A 24,956-nucleotide genomic window follows, 5' to 3' on the forward strand; every position below is an offset into this window, starting at 1 on the left:
AGTTCTATATGAATAAAGCTTGGAACGGATTTAAAGAAGGCAACTGGCAAAAAAACATAGATGTCCGCGATTTTATACAAAAGAATTATACGTTATATGAAGGCGATGAAAGTTTTTTAGAAGGACCAACAGAAAAGACAATGAAGCTATGGAATAAAGTTCTTAATTTAATGAAGGAAGAGCTAAATAAAGGTGTACTTGATGTTGATACAAAGATAGTATCTTCTATAACATCTCATAAAGCAGGATATATTGATAGGGAACTTGAAGAGATCGTGGGTCTTCAGACAGATGCACCGCTTAAAAGAGCAATTATGCCGTACGGCGGTATAAGGATGGTCAAAAGCTCTTGTGAAGCATACGGATATAAGGTAGATCCAGAAGTAGACGAAATATTTACGAACTATAGAAAGACACACAATGAAGGTGTTTTTGATGCATATACACCTGAAATAAGGGCTGCAAGGCATGCAGGCATAATAACAGGACTTCCAGATGCATATGGACGTGGAAGAATTATAGGAGACTACAGAAGAGTTGCTTTATACGGCATAGATAGACTTATTGAAGAAAAAGAGAAAGAGAAGCTTGAACTAGATTATGATGAATTTGATGAGGCGACGATTAAGCTAAGAGAAGAGCTATCAGAGCAGATTAAGGCTTTAAATGAAATGAAAGAAATGGCGAAGATGTATGGCTATGATATATCAAAGCCTGCAGAAAACGCAAAAGAGGCTATACAATGGACATATTTCGGTTATCTTGCTGCAGTTAAAGAACAAAATGGTGCGGCTATGTCACTTGGTAGAGTATCAACATTCCTTGACATATATATTGAAAGAGACTTGCAGGAGGGTAAATTAACAGAAAAAGAAGCACAGGAATTAATGGATCATTTTGTTATGAAATTGAGAATGGTGAGATTTTTAAGGACACCAGAATATAATGAGCTATTTAGTGGTGACCCTGTATGGGTTACTGAGTCAATAGGCGGCATCGGTGTTGATGGAAGACCATTAGTAACGAAAAACTCTTTTAGGATACTCAATACACTATATAACCTCGGACCTGCACCAGAGCCAAATCTGACAGTTTTGTGGTCAGAGAATCTACCTGAAAACTTTAAAAAGTTCTGTGCTAAAGTGTCAATAGATACTAGTTCCATACAATATGAAAGTGACGATCTCATGAGACCAATATATGGCGATGATTATAGCATTGCATGCTGTGTATCTGCAATGAAGACCGGTAAACAAATGCAGTTCTTTGGTGCTCGTGCAAATCTTGCAAAGGCATTATTATACGCTATAAATGGAGGGATTGATGAAAGATATAAAACACAAGTCGCACCCAAATTTAAGCCTGTCACATCAGAATATCTTGATTACGATGAGGTAATGGCAGCATATGATAATATGCTTGAATGGCTTGCAAAAGTATATGTAAAGACGATGAATATCATCCATTATATGCATGACAAATACGCATATGAAAGGTCTCTCATGGCATTACATGACAGAGACATTGTAAGGACAATGGCATTTGGAATAGCTGGTTTATCAGTTGCGGCAGATTCACTAAGTGCAATAAAGTATGCTAAAGTTAGAACCATAAGAGATGAAAATGGCATTGCAGTTGATTATGAAGTAGAAGGAGATTTCCCGAAGTATGGGAATGATGATGATAGAGTTGATTCGATAGCAGTGGATATTGTAGAAAGGTTTATGAATAAACTTAGGAAGCATAAGACATATAGAAATTCAATACCGACTTTATCAGTACTAACAATTACATCAAATGTCGTGTATGGCAAAAAGACAGGTTCCACACCAGACGGAAGGAAAGCTGGTGAGCCATTTGCACCGGGTGCGAATCCAATGCATGGAAGAGATACCAAAGGTGCTATAGCTTCAATGAATTCCGTTGCAAAGATACCATATGACAGTTCTCTTGACGGAATATCATATACATTTTCGATTGTTCCAAATGCTCTTGGTAAAGAAGATGACGATAAAGTTAATAATCTTGTAGGGCTCCTTGATGGATATGTGTTTAAAACGGGACATCATATAAATGTCAATGTTTTAAATAGAGATACTTTACTTGATGCGATAGAACATCCTGAAAAATACCCTCAGCTTACAATTAGAGTATCAGGTTATGCGGTAAACTTTAATAAATTAACAAAAGAACAGCAGTTGGAAGTTATTTCACGAACATTCCACGAAAAAATGTAGTCTTCAGACAAAATGTTATTCTACAGATTTAAAAAGGAGATGGTGTCATGGTTAAAGGTAGAATTCATTCAATTGAAACATGTGGCACAGTAGATGGGCCAGGTATAAGGTACGTAATATTCATGCAAGGCTGCCAATTAAGATGTGCATACTGCCATAACCCTGACACCTGGGATCTACACGGCGGAAAGACTATTTCAGTTGACGAAATAGTTGAGGATATTAAGAGAAATATACCATATATGAAGGCATCACATGGTGGTGTTACTGTAACGGGTGGAGAACCAACACTACAGACAGAATTCTGCACAGAATTATTTAAAAAACTTAAAATGATGGAGATTCACACTGCACTTGATACATCGGGTTTTGTTGATTTAGACAAAGTAGAAAAGCTCATGCAATATATAGACCTTGTTTTGCTTGACATTAAACATATTGATGATAATGAGCATATGAAATTGACAGGTGTATCAAATAAAAAAACATTAAATTTTGCAGAATATCTTTCAGAAAAAAATAAACCGGTATGGATAAGACATGTAATAGTACAGGGAATAACAGATGATATAGACGAAATAGAGAAGCTTGCAGAATATGTTTCAACGCTTAAAAATGTCGAAAAAGTAGAAATACTCCCATATCATAAAATGGGTGTGTATAAATATGATGCACTTGGGATACCATATAAATTGAAAGGAATAAATCCTCCTGATACAAAAAAAATAGAAGAAATTAAAGAAGTATTTAGAAAAAGAAATTTGAAGGTAGTTTAGAAAAACCTCATGGTAATCCATGGGGGTTTTTTAATAAGTTTGAATATGGAATTAGCAGAAAATGTAATGTTTTGATTTAAATAAAGAAGGGGTGTAAAATATACTGAGGATAAGATAATAAATATTCTGGAGGAATTTTTATGGTGCTTAATAAGATTAACCGCAATACCTATTATATAGATAACTCAACAAATATTGGTGTATATACATTTAAAAACAAAAACTGCCTATTGATTGATACAGGTATTAATAATGGTCAAGCTCGAAGAGCTGACAATGTATTATCAGAAAATGGCTTGCATCCAAAATATATAATTAATACGCATAATCATCTCGATCATTGTGGCGGAAATATATATTTTCAGACAACTTATCCTGGCATTGAAGTATATGCGTCAAAAAAGGAGCGCATTTATATCGAGAATCCGGAGTTAAGAGATATCATATTGTTTTCGGCATATCCTATAAAAGAACTTGGCACATGCAAAAAGACTTTTACAGTTGATTTTATACCTGATTATGGCATAAACAAGATAGGTGACGAAAAGATTGAGATAGTTCCATTGCCAGGGCATTCTATAGAACAAATTGGTGTAGTGACACCTGATAGAGTTTGCTTTTTGGGTGATAGCATTTTCAGTGAAAATATAATTGGGAAATACTCTTTACCATATTTATTTAATATAGAAAAGAGCATTGAGACGCTTAATAATTTAAAAGAAATTGATGCGGATTATTTTTTGATTAGCCATATTGATAGAGTAATAAATAAAGATGAGCTTATAAAACTTGTTGATTTAAATATTTCAAATATAAATAAAAATATAGAGATGATACTTGAAATATTGGGTGAGCCTCAGACAAAAGAGAGCTTGCTTCAAAGCATAATTATACTTAATGACCTGCCACTTAATTTTAATCAGTATTATATTTATTTTTCATCTGTTTCTGCTTTTATTTCATATTTGAGTGATAAAAATCAAATTGCTCATTCCATTGAAAATGGTGAAGTCTATTATTATTGCAAATGACGGTTTTTTTGGTGCATTACATATGATGCCGATTCAAAATTATATATTGACATTAATTGTAATGCATATTATAATATTTGCAGAGAAATCGATTGCGCAAAAAATTGCGCAAAATTGCAAGTTTAATTTTAGTTATTCTTTTTAAATTATTTTTTTAAGTTATGATAAAACGGTTGCGCAAAGGTGGTGATAAAATAACAATTTGAAATAATAGTTTAATCTTTAATAATTATTTTAAAACGAGGGGGTATAGATTTTGTTTAAGAAGAAGTACTTAAGCTTTTTACTAGCATTTTTTTTGATATTTACAACGGTATTTAGTTCAATACCAGCACAATATGTAAAAGCACAGGAGCCAACAACTGTAGTAGCAAATATCGTTGGTAATTTTCAGAAGCAACTTGGTGATACAGATGATTGGAAAGTTGACAGCACAATAACAGTAATGATAGACAAAGGCAATGGATTATACGAATATACAACACAATCGCCTTTAAAAGCAGGCGATTATGAGTACAAAGTTGCACTAAACCACTCATGGGATGGCGGAGGAATACCTGCGCAGGGCAATTTAAAATTTCACCTTGATAAAGATACAGCTGTAACATTTTGGTTTAATTATAAGACATCAAGTGTTACGGATTCAACAAAGTATACACAGATACCACAGGATAAACTTCCAAGGCTTGCTGGCACGATTCAATCAGCAATTGGTGCAGGAAAGGATTGGGATCCTGCTTCATCTACTGCAATAATGACAGATGACAATTTTGATAACGTTTATGAATATACTGCACATGTGCCGAAGGGATATTATGAATATAAGGTTATTTTAGGTAATGATTGGAACAATAATAACGGAATATATGGTGATCCAAAATACGGGATTTCTAATGATAATATACCATTAAATGTTGCATATGATACAGACATAACATTCTATTACAACTCAACGACACATGCGATAACTACAAACTACAATCCGGCGCTTACAGGATCTGACAACAACATATATTATGATAGTTTAAAACATGATACACATGATCCATTCTTTAGATGCCCTTTTGGAGCTATAAAGGAAGGGCAAACGGTTACCTTAAGATTACAGGCCAAAAATCATGATTTAGAGTCAGCAAAAATCTCCTATTGGGATGAAATAGATAAGACAAGAACCGAAGTACCTATGACGAAGATTGGCGAGAGTCCAGATGGTCAATATGAATATTGGGAAGTAAAATTAAGTTTTGATCATCCAACACGTATATGGTATTACTTTATCCTTAAAGATGGAACAAAAACAGCATATTATGGTGATAATGATGAACAGCTTGGTGGTGTAGGTAAAGCCACAGATACAGTCAATAAAGACTTTGAATTAACAGTGTATGACAAGAATTTTGATACTCCAGATTGGATGAAAGGTGCGGTGATGTATCAGATATTCCCAGATAGGTTTTTCAATGGTGATACATCAAATGATCAAGCGAAAACATTGAGCCGTGGTAACGACCCTATAGAGCTTCATAGTAATTGGAATGACCTGCCTGACAATCCTAATGACAAAGGCAAACCTGGCTATAAAGGTGACGGAATATGGTCAAATGACTTCTTCGGCGGAGATCTGAAAGGAATAGATGATAAACTCGATTACTTAAAGAATTTGGGAGTCAATGTAATATACTTAAATCCAATATTTGATTCCCCATCTAACCATAAATATGACACAACAGACTATTCAAAGATAGATCCAATGTTTGGCACAGCTGCTGATTTCGAGAAGCTTATGGAGGATGCCCATTCAAAAGGAATGAAAGTTATACTTGATGGTGTATTTAACCATACAAGTGATGACAGCATATACTTTGACAGGTATGGGAAATATTCTGAACTTGGTGCATATGAAGCATGGAAACAAGGCGATCAGTCAAAATCATCCTATGGCAATTGGTATAAAATAAATCCAGACGGGACATATGAAGGATGGTGGGGTTACGATAGCTTGCCGGTTATACAAGCATTAAATGGAAGTGAATATAATGTAGCTGGCTGGGCTAATTACATTATAAATGACAAAAGTGCTATTTCCAAGTATTGGTTAAATCCAGATGGAAATACAAACGATGGTGCGGATGGTTGGAGGCTTGATGTTGAAAATGAGGTCGCACATGATTTTTGGACACATTTTAGGGACGCAATAAATTCGGTTAAACCAGAAGCACCGATGGTTGCGGAAAACTGGGGCGATGCATCTTTAGATTTGCTTGGTGATTCATTCAACTCAGTAATGAATTATCAATTTAGGAATGCTGTAATTGATTTCTTGATTGGTAAACAATTTGACGATGGCAACGGTATGCACAACCCGATAGATGCATCGAAACTTGATCAGAGATTAACGAGTATATATGAGAGATATCCACTTCCGGCGTTTTATTCTACAATGAATCTTTTAGGATCCCACGATACGATGAGGATTTTAACTGTATTTGGTTACAACAGTGCTGATCCAAATGCTAATTCTACAGATGAAAAGAATCTTGCTGAAAGTAAGCTAAAACTTGCAGCGATATTCCAGATGGGATATCCTGGTATGGCGGATATATATTATGGCGATGAAGCTGGCGTTTCTGGTGCAAAAGATCCTGATGATAGAAGGACATTCCCATGGGGCAATGAAGACACCTCTTTGCAAGATTTCTTTAAGACGATTGCAAATATTAGGGATAATAATCAGGTTCTTAAGACAGGTGACCTTGAAACACTCTATGCGCAAGATGATGTATATGCAATTGGTAGAAGAATAATAAATGGAAAAGATGCCTTTGACAAAGCATATCCTGACAGTGCTGCTATAGTTGCTATAAATAGAAGCAATACAGATAAGCAAATAGCAATAGATACATCAAAATTCTTAAGAGATGGCGTAACATTTAAAGATTTACTTAACGATAGCAAAGCCTATACAAATATTGATGGACAGATAGTAGTGGATATACCAGCGATGAGCGGTGTAATGCTTATTTCTGACAGCGGTCAAGACTTAACAGCACCGGCTGTTGTTACTGGACTTACTGCTACACCCGGCAATGGAAAAGTTGATTTATCATGGACTGCATCAGATGGTGCATCAGGATACAATATTTACCGTTCAACTGTTGATGGTGGACTATATGAAAAAATAGCATCAAATATAAAGGCAACAACATATAGTGATACAACTGTTACAAATGGTTTGAAATATGTTTATGCAATTACAGCAAAAGATGATGTTGGAAATGAGAGCGATAAAAGCAGTGATACTATTGCATATCCGGCATATCCGATCGGATGGGTTGGTAACCTTACGGATGTGGCAAGTAACCATATGATAGGTGTTAACAATCCAACAGAAGACATATATGCGGAAGTATGGGCAGATGGGCTCACAAATAAGCAAGGACAGGGACAGAATATGATTGCACAGCTGGGATATAAGTATGATAGTGTAAGTGATTCTGTATATGGAAGCGTATATAATAGTGTATATGGTGTTGCCGATAGCAGCGGTTTTATCTGGGTTAATGCAGAATATGTAGGAGATTCTGGTAATAATGACAAATATAAAGCAAGCTTTTTACCTGATAAAATAGGTACATGGGAATATAAGATGAGATTCTCAGATGATCAGGGGCAAAATTGGAAGGAGACAGATGTAAAATTTTTCACAGTAGTTCCTTCAGATGATTTAGAGAAACCGACAGTACCGGTACTACAACAGCCAGGTATAGAGTCATCGAGGGTTTCACTGAGTTGGAGTCCAGCAAACGATAATGTAGGGATCTATAAATATGAGATATATAGAAGTAGTGGCGGCTTTTACGAAAAAATAGCAACAGTCGCAAATGACGTATATAATTTTATAGATACAAGTGTTGTCAATGGAACAATATATACTTACAAAGTTGTTGCGGCTGATCTATCATTTAATAGGTCTGAGTCAAATGCAGTAACTATCACTCCAAAGATAGTGCCGATTCAAGCTACTTTCAATGTAAAAGTGCCTGATTATACCCCTGATGGTGTAAATCTTGTTGGAAGCTTCCCTGATGTGCAATGGAATCCAAGTGCACAGGCAATGACAAAGGTAGGAGATAATACTTACAGTATAACATTGACACTTAACGAGGGAACGCAATTAGAGTACAAATATGCAAGAGGCAGCTGGGACAAAGTTGAAAAAGACGAATATGGAAACGAGCTTGCAAACAATAGAAAGGTTACTATTGTAAATCAAGGCGACAATAAAATGGTAATAAATGATACCGTTGCAAGATGGAGAGACATACCTTTATACATTTATTCACCATCAGATAATAGTACTGTTAGCTCTGATACAACTTCAATAGAAATTAAAGGTAATACATATAAAGGTGCTAAGATAACCATAAATGGTGAAAGCTTTGTTCAAGCTGATAATGGAAAATTCACGAAGAATGTTTCACTTGATTACGGTTTAAATAAGATAGCAATACATTTTGAACCAAATGATGAATCTGTTTATGGCAATGACAAAGGCCGGATATCAGAGCTTACAAAGGATTTGGTGCTTAATGTAACGAGGGAATCATTAAGTGGCAATAACCATCCATCTGGTGACAACAACGGCGGTAATCCTTCATCAATTGAAAATAACTCATTATCAAATAATAATGGCAGTACAACAAATGACCTCGGTACAGTTTCGGCATCAGGCAATACAACGACACTCTCACTTGATGCATCAAAGACATTAGCTGCCATAAATAATACACAAGGAAGCCAAGTTACAATAGACCTTACATCGGTAGGCACAACAAAGGAAAAGGCCGCTAAAATTCCTAAAGAAGTAATAAATGCCGCAAAAGACAGTGGAAAAGATATAGTCATAAAATCTGATAATACCCAATTAGTATTATCAAAAGACTCCTTTGACCTTAATAATGTAGGCGATAACATAACCGTATCCATTAAAGATAATGGAAAAGCAAATGTAGAAAAATACATGGTGCTTTCTAATACAGTAGACATAAGCATAAAATCTGGTGATAATAATGTAACATTTACAAAACCCGTTAAAGTAACATTAAATATACAAAAAGCAAATGATGTAAGGAAAGTCGCAGTATATTACTACAATGAAACAACAGGAAAATGGGAGTATGTAGGAGGAAAGGCAGATAAAGATAAAAATACAATAACATTTAATGCGAAGCATTTTTCACAATATGCAGTATTTGAATATGACAAGAAATTCAATGACATAAAGACACACTGGGCAAAAGACGTAATAGAAGTATTAGCGTCAAGGCAAATAGTAGAAGGAATAAACGAAAATAACTTCGTACCAGATAAGACAATAACAAGAGCAGAATATGCAGCAATGATGACAAGACTGCTTGGGATACCAGAAGAAACCTATAAAGGCGAATTCAGCGACGTAAAGACTGGTGACTGGTATGCAAATGCCATAGAAGCTGCATATAAAGCAGGCATAATACTTGGCGATGGAAGTAACATGAGACCAAACGATAATATAACACGCGAAGAAATGGCAGCAATAGCGATGAGAGTATATGGAAAACTTACGACATACAATGAAGAGCAGATAAATAAGACGACATTTAATGATGACAATATGATAAGCGATTGGGCAAAGAATGTCGTTGCAAATGCCTCAAAGATTGGAATTCTTGAAGGTGAACCAAATAATCTCTTTGTGCCAAAGAGCAATGCCACAAGGGCAGAAGCAGCGGCAGTAATATATAGATTGCTTGACAAAAGTGGTAATATCTGAAAATCGGGGCGAAAAGCCCCTGATTTTTTTATTTTATCAACTTTTTTACATTAATAAGCAAAGTTTAACGTAATGTTAACAAAATAAAGAAAAATGTAATGTATAATAGAAATATAGATGTAAAAATGTTTTTGCTTTTTTTTTGGGAGGAGAAAATATGTATAAGCTTTTAAAAGCTGACCTGCATCTCCATACATTGTACTCTGATAATATCGATAAACTTGATTCAGATGATTATGCAAAGCTTGGAGATAAATATGGATATGATGTACTTGCACTTACCGATCATCATTATTGTTTAAAAAATGGTAACTGGGATAAATTATATAAAAAAATTGATGATGATAAAAGAATTATAAAGGGATATGAACTTACTTTTTTAAATGGGCATATGCTTGTCATTGGTAAAGAAAATTATGATGTTGGAAAAACACATGAAGCTATAAAAGAAATGTACAACAGTGAAAATATACGTATTTTAGCCCATCCAGATTATAATATATGGTCATGGAAGAGAAACATGGTTCCAGAGATAAATGGAATTGAAGTTATAAATGATATGGTGTACTGGAAACAACCTGGGAAATATACTGGTATAAAATCATATAGGAAATATCTTTTAATGAAACAAAAGGTGTCTCCTTTTGCAAATACAGACTGCCATAGAAAAGTAGATTTCGGTCGTGTATGGACAGGTATATATGTAAAAGATAATGAAAATGCTTTAGATGCGATCAAGAGAAACCGCACTTTTGCTACAACAGGAAGAATAAGCCTTGAATTTCAAAGCGATGATGGATACATCATGGGTGATACTATATTAGGCAACGAAAATAAATTATATTGGACAGCAAAAGATGCTGAAGAAGTTATGATATATAATGGAGATATGATAATTGAAAAAAGCCATAAAAACTGTGGTTACATTACACCAACAGTGAATGGTCCATATTGGATTGTAGCTAGAAAAGGTTGCGAGATGGCAATGTCATCACCTATATGGGTTGAAGGAATTGAAACTAAATCAGATGAAGTTTTTAATTTGATAAGAAAAAATTCATTTCTTTGCAAATTAAACAAAAGGTTAAATTGCATGTTAGAATTATTATTTGAATTTCAGGTACATGATAATGTTTGGAAAGATTATTATAGCTGGCTAAAAAAGTTTTCCTTAGAAAGACTTGAAATTGAAGACTTGGCCGGTAAATCCTATGATATCGCATATAATGAAACAAAAAGAAGACTCTTAACTGCTATAAGAGTAGCTAAGGGATTTATGATATATATAATAAACCATTATATTGAAAACAAAACATTATTGACAAAGCTCTTATCGTATATTATGCCGCAACATACATTTGAAAATATTATGGACTAATAAAGCACACAAAATGGCTGCAATAGTTATTTCAGTTATACCGCTGATATTAGTTTATATTTTTTATACAAAAGTATTTTATGACAGGAATAATGCTTGGAGCAGTATAAGAATAAGCGAATAGGATGGGGGACATAATGGCTAAAAAATATATGCTTATAAAGGGAGATTTTCACTTACATACACTATATTCAGACAATATGGATAAAATGGATGTTAGTGATTATGATAAACTCGCAAAAAAATACGGACTCGATGTATTATGCATAACAGATCATCATCATAACCTTACACAGAATACATGGGAAGAATTATCGTTAAAAATAAAAAATCATGTCGGGTTACCTTTGATTATGCAAGGTTACGAGATAACATTTGCAAAAGGTCATATAGTTTTATTAAATAAAAGTATTTTTGACAGTGAATACATTAAAGACGCAATAAAAAATTTATATAATGATAATAATTTACGAATTATGGCACATCCCGATAATAATAACTGTAAATGGCAAATTAATTTAGTACCTGGTATTGATGGCATAGAAATTTTAAATAGCGGTCATGATGCATTAAGTTATAAAGAAGACAGCATATGTAATGGTATAAAAACTTATAAGGCTTACCTTTTATTAAGGCATAAACTTGCAGCATTCGCAAACACAGACTGCCATTATTCATTTACATTTGGAAAAGCGTGGACAGGAGTTTTTATACCTCAAAATAAGGAATTAAACACTGAAACGGCAATTAATGCAATAAAGTCCGGGCATACATATTCTTGTGCTGGAGACCTTTTGATAGAACTTTATTCTGAGGATTATATTATGGGAGATACATTGATTTCAAGTGGTGATAAATATATTTATTGGAAATGTCCACAAAATTCAGATGTAATACTGTACTACGGGGACACACCTCTTGATGCATTTAAAGGTAGTGAAGGAAGTTTTAAACCTATGATGAATGGGCCATATTGGATATTTGTTAAAAATGGTAATGCATGGGCGGCTTCTTCTCCGATATGGGTTTCCGGCATAAAAGACAGAATGGGAAATCATGATGTGAGAAATAATTTATTAGAAAATGGATTAATCTATAAGAATAATGAAAGGGTAAAACATTATTTTTCAATTATCGAGAGACTTATTTCTGACTATAAATTTAACGATAATTATATTGATGCCTATATAAAATGGCTTAAACAGTTTATTATAGAAAATATTAATGATGAGGAATTGGCAAATAAATCGACTGACTTTTTGTTTTATGAAAATACAAAAAGGCTTCAGCTGATTGAAAAAATTTTAATGATGCTTATTAATGAATTATTATTAAAAATTGGCAGTGAAGAAATTAGTAAAAATCATTTAACATTATATAATTTTGATAATAAAGAATATGACGGTGTTATACAAACGGAAATTTTAATAAGCCCTGATACAAAAGATTTTTATTTAACAGATGATAATGGTAATAAAATAAATTTTGTTTCTATGGTAATGAAAGATAATACATTCATAAATCAAGAAAGGTCACCTGAGAGAATGAAAGAAGTTGCATTATGGCTTAAAAGAGGCGAAATGCACGAATATAAAGTCATGAATGTCGTATTTGAAGAAAGTGGCGATAAATTAATTGTAAAATATGACCTCTACCCCGAATATTTTTCAAATAAAAATATATCATGGGACAAAGAGGCTCTTTTGCTAAAAGAATATATTGAAAATAAAAAATATAAAAACTATATTTTAAGAGTTCGTAGCATGATAAGTGCTGTTACGCAATTTAAAATTAGATTGAAAGCAAATTCAAAGAAAAACATATTTATCAAAGAAGAAAAAGATAATAAAGATAATATTGGATTACGATATAATGAATTTTTTGATTCTATGTATTCTGATAGCGGTAATGAATATATTTTCACAGTACAAAATTCGAGCTATTAAAAGATGTCCATAAGGACATCTTTTAACTTATGTTTAATAATTTCTTTATTAAGCTTTTATTTTGCGCAAAACCAGTTATAACTTCACCTTTGTAGATAAATGTTGGGACTAATCTTCGCTTATATTTATTCATAAGTTCGCTCCTATAAACATCTTTTGTGCAGTCCCTTTCTTCATAATCTACTTTGTTTTGCGAAAAGAACCTTTTCGCTTCAACACAGTCGGGTCATGTCGGAAGAGTATACATTATTATTTTTTCCATAAATAATCACCTCGAATTTAATTATATAATAACAATATAAAAACACAAAATTTTATTAAAAAAAGTCTATAAATGTAGTATTATTAAATAGTAAGTAGAATTATAATGGGGTGTATATATGAGAAAAATAGATGCGAAATTGATTTCAGATATAGTTGAAAAATTATGTATCGATGCAAACTATAATTTACCGGAGGATATTTTTGATAATTTAAAGGAAAGGGAGAAAAAAGAGGAAAGTAAGCTTGGTGTTTCTATACTTAAAAATATAATAGAAAATGCAGAAGTGGCGAAAAAAAGAGAAATTCCTATATGCCAGGATACAGGTATTGCAGTGGTTTTTGTTGAAATAGGACAAGATGTCCATATTGTAAACGGCAGTCTGAAAGAAGCCATTAATGAGGGTGTAAGGAATGGATACAATAAAGGATTTTTAAGAAAATCTATGGTCGGTGATCCGATCATTAGAATGAATACAAATGATAATACTCCAGCTATTATACACTATAATATTGTTGGTGGAGATAAATTGTCTATTACAGTTGCACCTAAGGGTGCTGGAAGCGAAAACATGAGTGCATTAAAAATGCTTAAACCCTCTGATGGTATTGAAGGTGTAAAGAAATTTATCCTGGATACTGTTGAAGCAGCTGGACCTAATGCATGCCCACCTCTAATCGTCGGTGTTGGTATTGGTGGCAATTTTGAATATGCTCCATTATTAGCTAAAAAAGCGCTTTTAAGACCAATCGGCGTAAATAACGATGATGAAGATATTAAAAGCTTAGAAATTGAGCTACTTGAAAAAATTAACAAGCTTGGAATAGGCCCACAAGGACTAGGAGGAACTACAACGGCACTTGCGGTTAACATAGAAAAGTATCCAACGCATATTGCGTGTCTTCCTGTTGCGGTTAATATCGGATGCCATGTAACAAGGCACGCAAGTGCGACATTATAATAAATGTTTTTAAAATGTTAATTAATAAAATATGCTGGAAATATAGCAACATAGCTTATGATATTAAAAATTCGCTGATTTATGATATTTATATTTGTATAAGCGGTAGAATGGAGGTTAAGATGCATAAAAAAATTAATACGCCATTAACAGATGATATATTAAAAGATTTAAAAGCAGGTGATTTTGTTCTTATAACGGGAAAAATTTTAACGGCGAGAGATGCGGCACACAAAAGAATGATAGATGCAATAAATAAAGGTGAGAAACTTCCTGTTGTTATAAATAACCAAATAATATACTATGTTGGTCCATGTCCGGCAAAACCAAGTCAGGTTGTTGGCAGTTGTGGACCTACGACAAGTGGCAGGATGGATGCATACACACCAAAGCTTTTAGAACTCGGTCTTAAAGGCATGATAGGGAAAGGATATAGAAGCAAAGAGGTAATTGAGGCTATGAAGAAATATCATGCTGTCTATTTTACAGCTATAGGCGGTGCCGGTGCACTTCTATCAGAAAGAGTTAAAAAAGCAAAAGTTTTGGCATATGAAGACCTTGGCCCTGAAGCAATACATGAATTTACTATAGATGACTTTCCAGTTATTGTTACAATAGATATGTATGGAAATAATTTATATGAAAGCGAACGCGAGAAATATAGAAAGAATACATAATTTATTTTTAGATTAATAGAGTAGTTGTGAATATAAAGAATTCAAATTATAGATATTAGCAATCTTTACCATGAAGTAAATTATTATATTATTATAAAAGGTGGTTTCAATGTCATTATTATCATTAAAAGAATTGTGGCAGGAATGTATGAAATGCACAAAATGTCCTTTAAGCAATGTAAGAAATAATGTAGTTTTTGGAGAAGGAAATTTAAGGTCGAATATAATGTTTATCGGTGAAGGCCCTGGACATGACGAGGATATTCAGGGGCGCCCATTTGTGGGTAAAGCAGGTCAACTTTTAAACAAGATGATTGAAGCGATTGGATTAAAAAGAGAAGATGTGTACATTGCAAATATTGTTAAGTGCAGACCTCCAAATAATAGGGTGCCACTTCAAAATGAAATAGATGCGTGTTTGCCGTATCTGAGAAATCAGGTGGCTATAATAGCACCTAAAATAATAGTATGTTTAGGCGCAACAGCAGCGAAAGCGATAATAGATAAAGATTTCAGAATAACAATAATGAGAGGACAATGGATAGAAAGGAAAGGTGTTAAGATCATTGCTACATATCATCCAGCAGCACTTTTAAGAGATCCCGAAAAGAAGCATCCCGCATGGGAAGATTTTAAGGCTATAAAAAAAGAGCTAGAAAAAATAAAAGAAAAGTAAATTTTATTATTCAAATTTGAATATAATAAAAAATTCACGCAAAAAGGAGAATAATAGGGCATACTTAATATATAATAAAATAATGAGTATAAATGACGATAAAACAATATTGCGTAAAGAAAAAATTCATGATATATTAATACCTGTCGCTGTGAGAGCGGGACAATCGGTTGATGCAATTCTGAGCCGAATGAACTGAGGCGAAGGATCTTAGGATCCGAAAGAAGTAGTCCAAAGAAATATGACAGCAAAAAAATAGTTGACATAAAAAATGAAATATGATAATATAGACAATGTCGCCAATGCGACAGGTTGAACCTTGAAAACCGAACAGTGAGAAAAAAGCCAGAGAATAAAAAAGAGGTAAGGATTTAAACATGAGAGTTTGATCCTGGCTCAGGACGAACGCTGGCGGCGTGCCTAACACATGCAAGTCGAGCGGAGTAAATACTACGGTATTTACTTAGCGGCGGACGGGTGAGTAACACGTGGACAATCTACCCTATAGACCGGGATAACACACCGAAAGGGGTGCTAATACCGGATAATGTCACGAGGTGGCATCATCTTGTGAAGAAAGGAGAAATCCGCTAAAGGAAGAGTCCGCGGCCCATTAGCTAGTTGGTGAGGTAAAGGCCCACCAAGGCAACGATGGGTAGCCGGCCTGAGAGGGTGAACGGCCACACTGGAACTGAGAGACGGTCCAGACTCCTACGGGAGGCAGCAGTGGGGAATATTGCGCAATGGGGGGAACCCTGACGCAGCAACGCCGCGTGAGCGAAGAAGGCCTTCGGGTCGTAAAGCTCAATAGTATGGGAAGAAAGAAATGACGGTACCATACGAAAGCCCCGGCTAACTACGTGCCAGCAGCCGCGGTAATACGTAGGGGGCGAGCGTTGTCCGGAATTACTGGGCGTAAAGAGCACGTAGGCGGCTATATAAGTCAGATGTAAAAAACCTGGGCTTAACCGAGGGGATGCAACTGAAACTATATAGCTTGAGTCAAGGAGAGGAGAGCGGAATTCCTGGTGTAGCGGTGAAATGCGTAGAGATCAGGAAGAATACCAGTGGCGAAAGCGGCTCTCTGGACTTGAACTGACGCTGAGGTGCGAAAGCGTGGGGAGCAAACAGGATTAGATACCCTGGTAGTCCACGCCGTAAACGATGGATACTAGGTGTGGGTGAGGAATCATCCGTGCCGGAGTTAACGCAATAAGTATCCCGCCTGGGGAGTACGGCCGCAAGGCTGAAACTCAAAGGAATTGACGGGGGCCCGCACAAGCAGCGGAGCATGTGGTTTAATTCGAAGCAACGCGAAGAACCTTACCAGGGCTTGACATCCACAGAATCGAGTAGAAATACTCGAGTGCCTCGTAAGAGGAGCTGTGAGACAGGTGGTGCATGGTTGTCGTCAGCTCGTGTCGTGAGATGTTGGGTTAAGTCCCGCAACGAGCGCAACCCCTGTTGGTAGTTGCCAGCGTAAAGACGGGCACTCTACCGAGACTGCCGTGGACAACACGGAGGAAGGTGGGGATGACGTCAAATCATCATGCCCTTTATGCCCTGGGCTACACACGTGCTACAATGGCCTGAACAAAGGGGAGCGAAGGAGCGATCCGGAGCGAATCCCAAAAAACAGGTCCCAGTTCAGATTGCAGGCTGCAACCCGCCTGCATGAAGACGGAGTTGCTAGTAATCGCAGATCAGCATGCTGCGGTGAATACGTTCCCGGGCCTTGTACACACCGCCCGTCACACCACGAGAGTTTACAACACCCGAAGTCAGTGAGCTAACCGAGAGGAGGCAGCTGCCGAAGGTGGGGTAAATGATTGGGGTGAAGTCGTAACAAGGTAGCCGTATCGGAAGGTGCGGCTGGATCACCTCCTTTCTAAGGAGAAAATCCTACAAAAAGTATTAAAAGGCGAATTGTAATTATTAAGAGATGACGATTAATTGCGCTTTCGTAATATACTAGGCGAGTGAAGCGCAGTGAGGCGTATGAGCGAAAGCGAAAGCCGTCACAACGCATAGACGGCGTTAGCCGAACAAGCGTAAGGAGCCTAAAGTATATAGAAAGCACAATTTGTCGAACGATAATAATTACAATGAGCATATCTCACTGTTCAGTTTTGAGGGTTAAACCCTCAAAGTGAACCTTGAAAACTGCACAATGCAAAAAAAGGGTAACGAGAAAAACGAGTTACAATGAGAACCGATATACATTGTCCGGAAAATATTATTAAAAGCGAACGATTAATGAAGCTTTCGTAATATATCACGATGAACGTAGCGCAGTTTGGCGTATGAGCGAAAGCGAAAGCCGTCACAACGCATAGACGGCGTTAGCCAAACAAGCGAAGAGAATCGATGATATATTAGATAAGCGGAATTTGTGAGCGTTAATAATAATTTTCCAAAGAAAAGCGATGTATAAAAAAGAGAAGGTCAAGTTACAAAGGGCGTATGGTGGATGCCCAGGCACTTAGAGCCGAAGAAGGACGCAGCGAGCGGCGAAACGCTCCGGGGAGCCGCAAGCAGGCAGAGATCCGGAGATATCCGAATGGGGAAACCCGCTTAAGGTAATACTTAAGCATCCCATGGTGAACACATAGCCATGAGGAAGGGAGACCGCGCGAACTGAAACATCTAAGTAGCGCGAGGAAAAGAAAGAAAAATCGATTTCCCAAGTAGCGGCGAGCGAACAGGAAAGAGCCCAAACCATCACCTATGGTGATGGGGTTTAGGACCACGCAAAAGGAGTATCGGACGAAGCCGAACGGACCTGGAAAGGCCGGCCAAAGACGGTGAAAGCCCAGTAGGCGAAAGAAAGATACCAAGGTGGGATCCAGAGTACCACAGGATAGGCAACCCGGTGGGAAGACGGGAGGACCATCTCCCAAGGCTAAATACTCCTAAGTGACCGATAGCGCAAAGTACCGTGAGGGAAAGGTGAAAAGAACCCCGGGAGGGGAGTGAAAAAGAACCTGAAACCATATGTCCACAAGCAGTGGAAGTCTGGCACTCAACTGAACATGTTAGGGAGGAGAAAAAAGAACTAGCGTGTCCGGTTGAGTGCCAGACGACCACGTACTTTTTGTAGAACGGACCGGCGAGTTATAGATATGCAGCAAGGTTAAGCGAAAGCGGAGCCGAAGCGAAAGCGAGTCTAAAAAGGGCGGAAGTTGCATATCATAGACCCGAAACCGTGCGACCTACCCATGATCAGGGTGAAGCCGGAGTAAGATCTGGTGGAGGCCCGAACCACGTTGACGTTGAAAAGTCATGGGATGAATTGTGGGTAGAGGAGAAATTCCAATCGAGCTCGGAGATAGCTGGTTCTCCCCGAAATAGCTTTAGGGCTAGCCTCAGGGAGTAAATATGGAGGTAGAGCACTGAATGGGCTAGGGGCCAAAAAGGCTACCGAACCCTATCAAACTCCGAATGCCATATTGATACCTGGGAGTCAGACTACGAGTGATAAGATCCGTGGTCAAAAGGGAAAGAGCCCAGACCGACAGCTAAGGTCCCAAAGAGCATGTTAAGTGGGAAAGGAAGTAGGACTTCCAAGACAACCAGGATGTTGGCTTAGAAGCAGCCATACATTCAAAGAGTGCGTAATAGCTCACTGGTCGAGAAATCCTGCGCCGAAAATAAACGGGGCTAAAACATGACACCGAAGCTTCGGATGAAAAATGGTAGGGGAGCGTACTGTATAGGGGGAAGGATAAGCGGAAGCGAATCTGGACAATACAGTAGAGAGAATGCCGGTATAAGTAACGAGAGTAAGGCGAGAAACCTTACCGTCGAAAGCCTAAGGATTCCTGGGGAAGGATAATCCGCCCAGGGTAAGTCGGGACCTAAGCCGAGGCGAAAGCGTAGGCGATGGACAACCGGTAATGAGTCCGGTACCACCAATATCCGATAAAAGAGAAGCAAGGACGCAGCGAGATAAGAAAAGCGTGCGGTTGGTAGAGCACGTCCAAGCAGCGACGAAAAGGGATGTGAGTGAAGTACCACATACCATAAGAGCTGTAACGGGGAGCCGAAAGGCGAAGTTTCAAAGGGGCTGCCGAGAAAAATTGCTATCGAGGATAAAGGTGCCCGTACCGCAAACCGACACAGGTAGGCGAGGAGAGAATCCAAAGACGAGCGGGAGAACCCTCATTAAGGAACTCGGCAAAAAGACTCCGTAACTTCGGGAGAAGGAGTGCCGAAAGGCCGCAGAGAAGAGGCCCAAGCGACTGTTTACCAAAAACACAGGTTTCTGCTAAGTCGAAAGACGAAGTATAGGAGCTGACGCCTGCCCGGTGCTGGAAGGTTAAGGGGAAATGTTATCCGGCACTCAACTATACCTATTAGGAGTGAAAAAGATGTATTATGTCTATGTAATAAAGAATGAAAAAGGAGGCATATATACAGGCTATTCAGAGAATCTACGAAAAAGAGTAGAGGCACATAATAAAGGATTAAACAAGTACACAAAAGAGCATAAATGGGAAATAATTTATTATGAAGCATACAAAGCGAAAGAAGATGCAATAAAAAGAGAAAAACAATCAAAAGAATCTCATAACGCAAGAAGATGGTTAAAAGAAAGAATAGCCAAAAGTAAAAACTCTTAGTAGATAGAGTTGAGTGCCGGAGAAGCATAGAACTTAAGCCCCAGTAAACGGCGGCCGTAACTATAACGGTCCTAAGGTAGCGAAATTCCTTGTCGGGTAAGTTCCGACCTGCACGAAAGGCGTAACGACTTGGGCGCTGTCTAGATGGGGGACCCGGTGAAATTGTAGTACTCGTGAAGATGCGAGTTACCCGCGACAGGACAGAAAGACCCCATGGAGCTTTACTGCAGCTTGTCACTGGATTTTAGTAATCCCTGTACAGGATAGGTGGGAGGCAGAGAAAGATGGGCGCAAGCCTATCTGGAGCCGACGTTGGGATACCACCCTGAGATTACCGAAATTCTAACATAGGAGCCGTAAGCCGGCATATGGACACTGACAGGCGGGCAGTTTGACTGGGGCGGTCGCCTCCAAAAAAGTAACGGAGGCGTCCAAAGGTTACCTCAGCGCGGAAGGAAATCGCGCGTAAGAGTGCAAAGGCAGAAGGTAGCCTAACTGTGAGAAAAACAATTCGAGCAGGGACGAAAGTCGGGCTTAGTGATCCGGCGGTAGAGAATGGGATTGCCGTCGCTCAACGGATAAAAGCTACCCTGGGGATAACAGGCTGATCTCCCCCAAGAGTCCACATCGACGGGGAGGTTTGGCACCTCGATGTCGGCTCATCGCATCCTGGGGCTGAAGTAGGTCCCAAGGGTTGGGCTGTTCGCCCATTAAAGCGGTACGCGAGCTGGGTTCAGAACGTCGTGAGACAGTTCGGTCCCTATCCGTCGCGGGCGTAGGAAATTTGAGAGGGGCTGCCCTTAGTACGAGAGGACCGGGGTGGACGAACCGATGGTGTACCAGTTGCGTAGCCGTACGCACAGCTGGGTAGCCAAGTTCGGAAGGGATAAACGCTGAAAGCATCTAAGCGTGAAACCCACCTCAAGATAAGATTTCCCAAACCGAAAGGGAGTAAGACACCTTGAAGAAGACGAGGTAGATAGGCCGGAGGTGTAAGAGTAGAAATACTTTGAGCTGACCGGTACTAATAAGTCGAGGACTTGACCAAAGAAGCATTGTGCAGTATTCAAAGTTCATTTAGAAAAAGCATATATGTGAAGAATCCAAAGAAGAAAATATTATTGGAGAGAGCGATTAATTGCGTTTTCGTAATATACTCGGCGAACGAAGTGCAGTGAGGCGTCAAAAGACGTCACAACGCATAGACGGCTTTAGCCGAACAAACGAAGTGAGCCGAAAGTATATAGAAAACACAATTTGCGAACGGAAATAATATTTTCTAAGAGAAGAATCAACATATATGCAAAGAAATGAACAAAAGATATCCGGTGGCAATAGCGGAGGTTAAAAACCCGTTCCCATACCGAACACGGAAGTGAAGCCCTCCAGCGCCGATGGTACTGCTATTGCGGGAGAGTAGGTCGCTGCCGGTGAAAATTTCATATATTAGCCCCCTAAGTAAAACTCCTTATTAGGAGTTTTTTATATTACATATAATTTGTTAATTTCCGCAAATGTGTTATAAAAACGATTTTGCTACATTTCTCAAGGAATTTTAATTTAGATATTTTTATTTTTTAGGTATTGACAAATCAACTATCTTGTAACAATATATTAATGTATAATTAATCGATAAGTATAAATAATGGTATATGATGTCATTGATTTATTTTAATTTTGCATAGGGAAGTATAAATATTCAATAGAAATAAAATAGTTTCAAAATATCATATAAAGTGGATTTTTATATCAATATATGTAATCCTTATACTATATAATTATTAATTTTAAGTAAGATAATTTAGAATAAATAAGTTGGAGGAGATATTGATGAGCAAGTTAGTGTGTGGCATTGACCTTGGTGGTACAAAGATAAATACAGGAATAGTAGATGACAATGGGAAAATATTGTATAGCGTAAAAGTACCAACCGAAGCTAAGAATGGTCCGGATCATGTTATAAATAGAATAAAAGAAAGTATTAATGATGTTCTTAAAAAGTCAAGTTTAAAAATAGATCAAATATCAGGAATAGGAATAGGTTCACCTGGTCCACTTGATTCTGAAAAGGGTATTGTTGAGTATCCACCAAATTTGCCAGGATGGGTTAACATTCCTTTAGTTGATATTCTCCATAAAGAATTTGATACAAATATAAAGCTAAATAATGATGCAAATGTTGCAGCACTTGCAGAGTATCTATTTGGAGCAGGAAAGGGCATAGATGATATGGTTTATATCACTGTAAGTACTGGTATCGGCGGTGGGGCTATAATAGGTGGTAAATTATATAACGGAGCAAATTCTAATGCGGCGGAAATAGGTCATCATTCAATAAATTTTGATGGGCCGAGATGGTGCAATTGTGGGAATCCGGGATGCTTGGAATCATATGCGTCTGGTACATCTCTTGTCAAGTTTGCAAAAAAAGCGATAGAATCCGGGAGGGATACTATTCTTAAAAATATTCCCATGGATGAAATAAAAGCAGAAAATATATTTGAAGCTGCAAAATCTGGTGATAAATTATCAATAGAACTAATTGACGCTGAAGCTTTTTATCTTGGTATAGGAATTGTAAACATAATGGCGTTTTACAATCCAAAGAGGATAATAATAGGTGGAGGCTTATCAAGCCAATGGGATGTATTATATGATAAAATGATGAAAACAGTCGAAGAGAGAGCATTAAAACCAAACAGAGAAATATGTGATGTTGTGAAAGCAGAGCTTGGAGGAAATGTCGGTCTAATGGGAGCAGCTGCACTTGTTTTATAAAGGGTGTGTGCAATGGAGAGATGTCCATGGTGTTTAAATGACGAATTATATATAAAATATCATGATACAGAATGGGGCGTTCCTGTACATGATGATAGATTACACTTCGAATTTTTAGTACTTGAATCTGCACAAGCAGGTTTAAGTTGGATTACCATACTTAAAAAAAGAGAGAATTACAGGATGTCTTATGATAATTTTGATCCTTATAAGGTTTCATTGTATGATGAAGAAAAGATAAGCGAGCTTTTAAATAATGCAGGCATAATAAGAAATAGGAGAAAAATAGAAGCATCAATAAACAATGCTAAGAGATTTTTGGAGATTCAAAAGGAATTCGGAAGTTTTGACAATTATATATGGGGATTTGTAGATGGAAAGCCTATTAATAATAATTGGAATAATGTAAAGGAAGTACCTGCTAAAACTTCTTTGTCAGACGAAATAAGTAAAGACCTTATAAAAAGGGGCTTTAAATTTATCGGATCAACAATAATATATTCACATATGCAAGCGACAGGATTAGTCAATGACCACATATTATCCTGCTTTAGATATAAAGAGATTATGTATAGAAAAGATGAATAATTATATATGTTTCAGAAACTATGCATAATAAATCTATAAATGGAGATAATACTTCCAAGAGTGGAGGTGTTATTTTGAAAAAGCTTATAAGTTATTTGTTAATTTTCACAATACTGCTTATCCCCGTGTCATACCTTGCTGCACCGACAGTAACGACAAATGTCGCTAAAGGTGTAATATCAAAAATTTCTATGTCAAAGGATATGGTTATAGAACTTCAGCAAAAATTAAAAGATCTAAAATTATACAAAGATACAGTTGATGGAATCTACGGGAAAAATACAGAAAATGCTGTAATAAAATTCCAAAAAGAGAATAAATTGATTGTTGATGGTGTTGCTGGTCCTATAACAATGAAAGCTTTGCAAGATAAAACAAAAAATATGGCAAATCAAATTGGTAAAAACGATACAATTAAAAGCATCCAAAAAGCATTGCAAAAGGTAGGGTTATATAAGGGTGAAATAGACGGAATCTACGGATCTATGACAAAAGAAGCGGTGATGGCATTCCAAAAGGAAAATGACTTAACTGTTGATGGACTACCAGGACCTGCAACATTAGCAAAATTGGAACAGCCAAATAAAGATACAAATAAAGAACTTGCAACAGAAGTTGTTATGGCAGTTCAGAGGGTATTACAAAAATTAGGGCTTTACAAAGGTTCTGTAGATGGAATATATGGAAATAAGACAAAAGAAGCTTTAGCCCAATATAAGAAAACATACGATGCAAATTTTGATGACATAATGAATATTTTTCATTAAATAAATACATGCAGGGCTTGGTGCAAAATGCATTGAGACCCGCCTTTTTTTATTATTAAAATAATATAATGTTATTAAGGAAACACGTATATGTAATGGCTTTTATGGAAATAATTATACATAGAAATATTATGAAAGATGGTGTAGCATATGGAAAGCATGGTAAGGACGAAAAGGTGCTTTATATGCAATCATGAAACGGGGGACGGAATAGAAGTATTAGGAGAATTTCTATGTAATGATTGCCAGAAAATAATTGTAGATATATCGCCTGGTGATTTTGGCTACGATTTTTACAGAAAGAAAATGATAGATATCTGGCAGAATTATATGAAAGGCATTGAATATGAGGACCAAATATAGTATGGGCCCTTATATTTTTATTTAATAGTCATGAAAAGCTTTCTGTGATATTATATATGTATATAATAATTTGTAGCAGGGG

The 24,956-nt window shown here is 36.9% G+C and carries 13 protein-coding genes, 3 rRNA genes and 1 pseudogene; 16 read left to right on the forward strand and 1 reads right to left on the reverse strand.

The window, feature by feature from the left end; translation table 11 throughout:
- Nucleotides 1-8 precede the first annotated feature (8 nt).
- The 6 genes from pflB (at nt 9) to CPG45_RS06980 (ending at nt 13,180) form a co-directional block, all read left to right on the forward strand.
- On the forward strand, nt 9-2,237 hold the full coding sequence (pflB, locus tag CPG45_RS06955) for a formate C-acetyltransferase (RefSeq protein WP_096231224.1): 2,229 nt from the start codon (nt 9-11) through the stop codon (nt 2,235-2,237).
- A gap of 47 nt (nt 2,238-2,284) precedes the next feature.
- A complete protein-coding gene (pflA, locus tag CPG45_RS06960) occupies nt 2,285-3,013 on the forward strand; it encodes a pyruvate formate-lyase-activating protein (RefSeq protein WP_096231225.1) in 729 nt (242 codons plus the stop codon).
- Between the two features lie 140 nt (nt 3,014-3,153).
- The gene (locus CPG45_RS06965; protein WP_096231226.1) at nt 3,154-4,044 is read left to right on the forward strand and encodes an MBL fold metallo-hydrolase; all 891 of its coding nucleotides are present in this window, start codon (nt 3,154-3,156) and stop codon (nt 4,042-4,044) included.
- Between the two features lie 256 nt (nt 4,045-4,300).
- Nucleotides 4,301-9,856 (forward strand): alpha amylase N-terminal ig-like domain-containing protein, encoded by a 5,556-nt coding sequence (locus CPG45_RS06970; RefSeq protein WP_096231227.1) that lies wholly within the window; start codon nt 4,301-4,303, stop codon nt 9,854-9,856.
- 157 nt (nt 9,857-10,013) lie between these two features.
- Nucleotides 10,014-11,234, forward strand: a complete 1,221-nt coding sequence (locus tag CPG45_RS06975) for a CehA/McbA family metallohydrolase domain-containing protein (protein ID WP_096231228.1) — start codon at nt 10,014-10,016, stop codon at nt 11,232-11,234.
- A 137-nt stretch (nt 11,235-11,371) separates the two neighbouring features.
- Nucleotides 11,372-13,180, forward strand: coding sequence for a CehA/McbA family metallohydrolase (locus CPG45_RS06980; RefSeq protein WP_157732343.1), 1,809 nt, complete (start codon nt 11,372-11,374; stop codon nt 13,178-13,180).
- A 22-nt stretch (nt 13,181-13,202) separates the two neighbouring features.
- Here the strand turns inward: CPG45_RS06980 and CPG45_RS18180 are convergent.
- Nucleotides 13,203-13,394, reverse strand: a pseudogene (locus tag CPG45_RS18180) (glutaredoxin family protein); the annotation flags it as partial.
- A 166-nt stretch (nt 13,395-13,560) separates the two neighbouring features.
- On the opposite strand from CPG45_RS18180, the gene CPG45_RS06990 reads away from it, so the two are divergent.
- From CPG45_RS06990 to CPG45_RS07035, 10 genes are all read left to right on the forward strand, one after another.
- The gene (locus CPG45_RS06990) at nt 13,561-14,403 is read left to right on the forward strand and encodes a fumarate hydratase (RefSeq protein WP_096231231.1); all 843 of its coding nucleotides are present in this window, start codon (nt 13,561-13,563) and stop codon (nt 14,401-14,403) included.
- Nucleotides 14,404-14,525: 122 nt separating this feature from the next.
- On the forward strand, nt 14,526-15,080 hold the full coding sequence (locus CPG45_RS06995; RefSeq protein WP_096231232.1) for a Fe-S-containing hydro-lyase: 555 nt from the start codon (nt 14,526-14,528) through the stop codon (nt 15,078-15,080).
- 109 nt (nt 15,081-15,189) lie between these two features.
- Entirely contained in the window at nt 15,190-15,756 is a 567-nt protein-coding gene (locus CPG45_RS07000; RefSeq protein ID WP_096231233.1) for a uracil-DNA glycosylase, read from the forward strand.
- 373 nt (nt 15,757-16,129) lie between these two features.
- Nucleotides 16,130-17,644: ribosomal RNA gene (locus tag CPG45_RS07005) — 16S ribosomal RNA — on the forward strand.
- A 555-nt stretch (nt 17,645-18,199) separates the two neighbouring features.
- Nucleotides 18,200-21,426, forward strand: a 23S ribosomal RNA gene (locus tag CPG45_RS07010).
- 276 nt (nt 21,427-21,702) lie between these two features.
- Nucleotides 21,703-21,811, forward strand: a 5S ribosomal RNA gene (gene rrf, locus CPG45_RS07015).
- Together the 16S, 23S and 5S rRNA genes form the textbook arrangement of a ribosomal RNA operon.
- A gap of 397 nt (nt 21,812-22,208) precedes the next feature.
- Nucleotides 22,209-23,156, forward strand: coding sequence for an ROK family protein (locus tag CPG45_RS07020; RefSeq protein ID WP_096231234.1), 948 nt, complete (start codon nt 22,209-22,211; stop codon nt 23,154-23,156).
- 12 nt (nt 23,157-23,168) lie between these two features.
- Nucleotides 23,169-23,744 (forward strand): DNA-3-methyladenine glycosylase I, encoded by a 576-nt coding sequence (locus tag CPG45_RS07025; RefSeq protein ID WP_096231235.1) that lies wholly within the window; start codon nt 23,169-23,171, stop codon nt 23,742-23,744.
- 74 nt (nt 23,745-23,818) lie between these two features.
- Nucleotides 23,819-24,511: a peptidoglycan-binding domain-containing protein gene (locus CPG45_RS07030; RefSeq protein WP_197702845.1), complete on the forward strand. Its 693-nt coding sequence runs from the start codon at nt 23,819-23,821 to the stop codon at nt 24,509-24,511.
- Between the two features lie 150 nt (nt 24,512-24,661).
- Nucleotides 24,662-24,874: a sigma factor G inhibitor Gin gene (locus CPG45_RS07035; protein ID WP_096231237.1), complete on the forward strand. Its 213-nt coding sequence runs from the start codon at nt 24,662-24,664 to the stop codon at nt 24,872-24,874.
- Nucleotides 24,875-24,956: the final 82 nt, after the last annotated feature.

This window comes from Thermoanaerobacterium sp. RBIITD (assembly GCF_900205865.1).
Lineage (GTDB): Bacteria > Bacillota > Thermoanaerobacteria > Thermoanaerobacterales > Thermoanaerobacteraceae > Thermoanaerobacterium.

What these genes read in the sequence shown, in the direction of transcription:
- pflB (WP_096231224.1), top strand. Translation starts at nt 9, where the DNA reads ATGAATAAAGCTTGGAACGGATTTAAAGAAGGCAACTGGCAAAAAAAC.
- pflA (WP_096231225.1), top strand. Translation starts at nt 2,285, where the DNA reads ATGGTTAAAGGTAGAATTCATTCAATTGAAACATGTGGCACAGTAGAT.
- CPG45_RS06965 (WP_096231226.1), top strand. Translation starts at nt 3,154, where the DNA reads ATGGTGCTTAATAAGATTAACCGCAATACCTATTATATAGATAACTCA.
- CPG45_RS06975 (WP_096231228.1), top strand. Translation starts at nt 10,014, where the DNA reads ATGTATAAGCTTTTAAAAGCTGACCTGCATCTCCATACATTGTACTCT.
- CPG45_RS06980 (WP_157732343.1), top strand. Translation starts at nt 11,372, where the DNA reads ATGGCTAAAAAATATATGCTTATAAAGGGAGATTTTCACTTACATACA.
- CPG45_RS06990 (WP_096231231.1), top strand. Translation starts at nt 13,561, where the DNA reads ATGAGAAAAATAGATGCGAAATTGATTTCAGATATAGTTGAAAAATTA.
- CPG45_RS06995 (WP_096231232.1), top strand. Translation starts at nt 14,526, where the DNA reads ATGCATAAAAAAATTAATACGCCATTAACAGATGATATATTAAAAGAT.
- CPG45_RS07000 (WP_096231233.1), top strand. Translation starts at nt 15,190, where the DNA reads ATGTCATTATTATCATTAAAAGAATTGTGGCAGGAATGTATGAAATGC.
- CPG45_RS07020 (WP_096231234.1), top strand. Translation starts at nt 22,209, where the DNA reads ATGAGCAAGTTAGTGTGTGGCATTGACCTTGGTGGTACAAAGATAAAT.
- CPG45_RS07025 (WP_096231235.1), top strand. Translation starts at nt 23,169, where the DNA reads ATGGAGAGATGTCCATGGTGTTTAAATGACGAATTATATATAAAATAT.
- CPG45_RS07035 (WP_096231237.1), top strand. Translation starts at nt 24,662, where the DNA reads ATGGAAAGCATGGTAAGGACGAAAAGGTGCTTTATATGCAATCATGAA.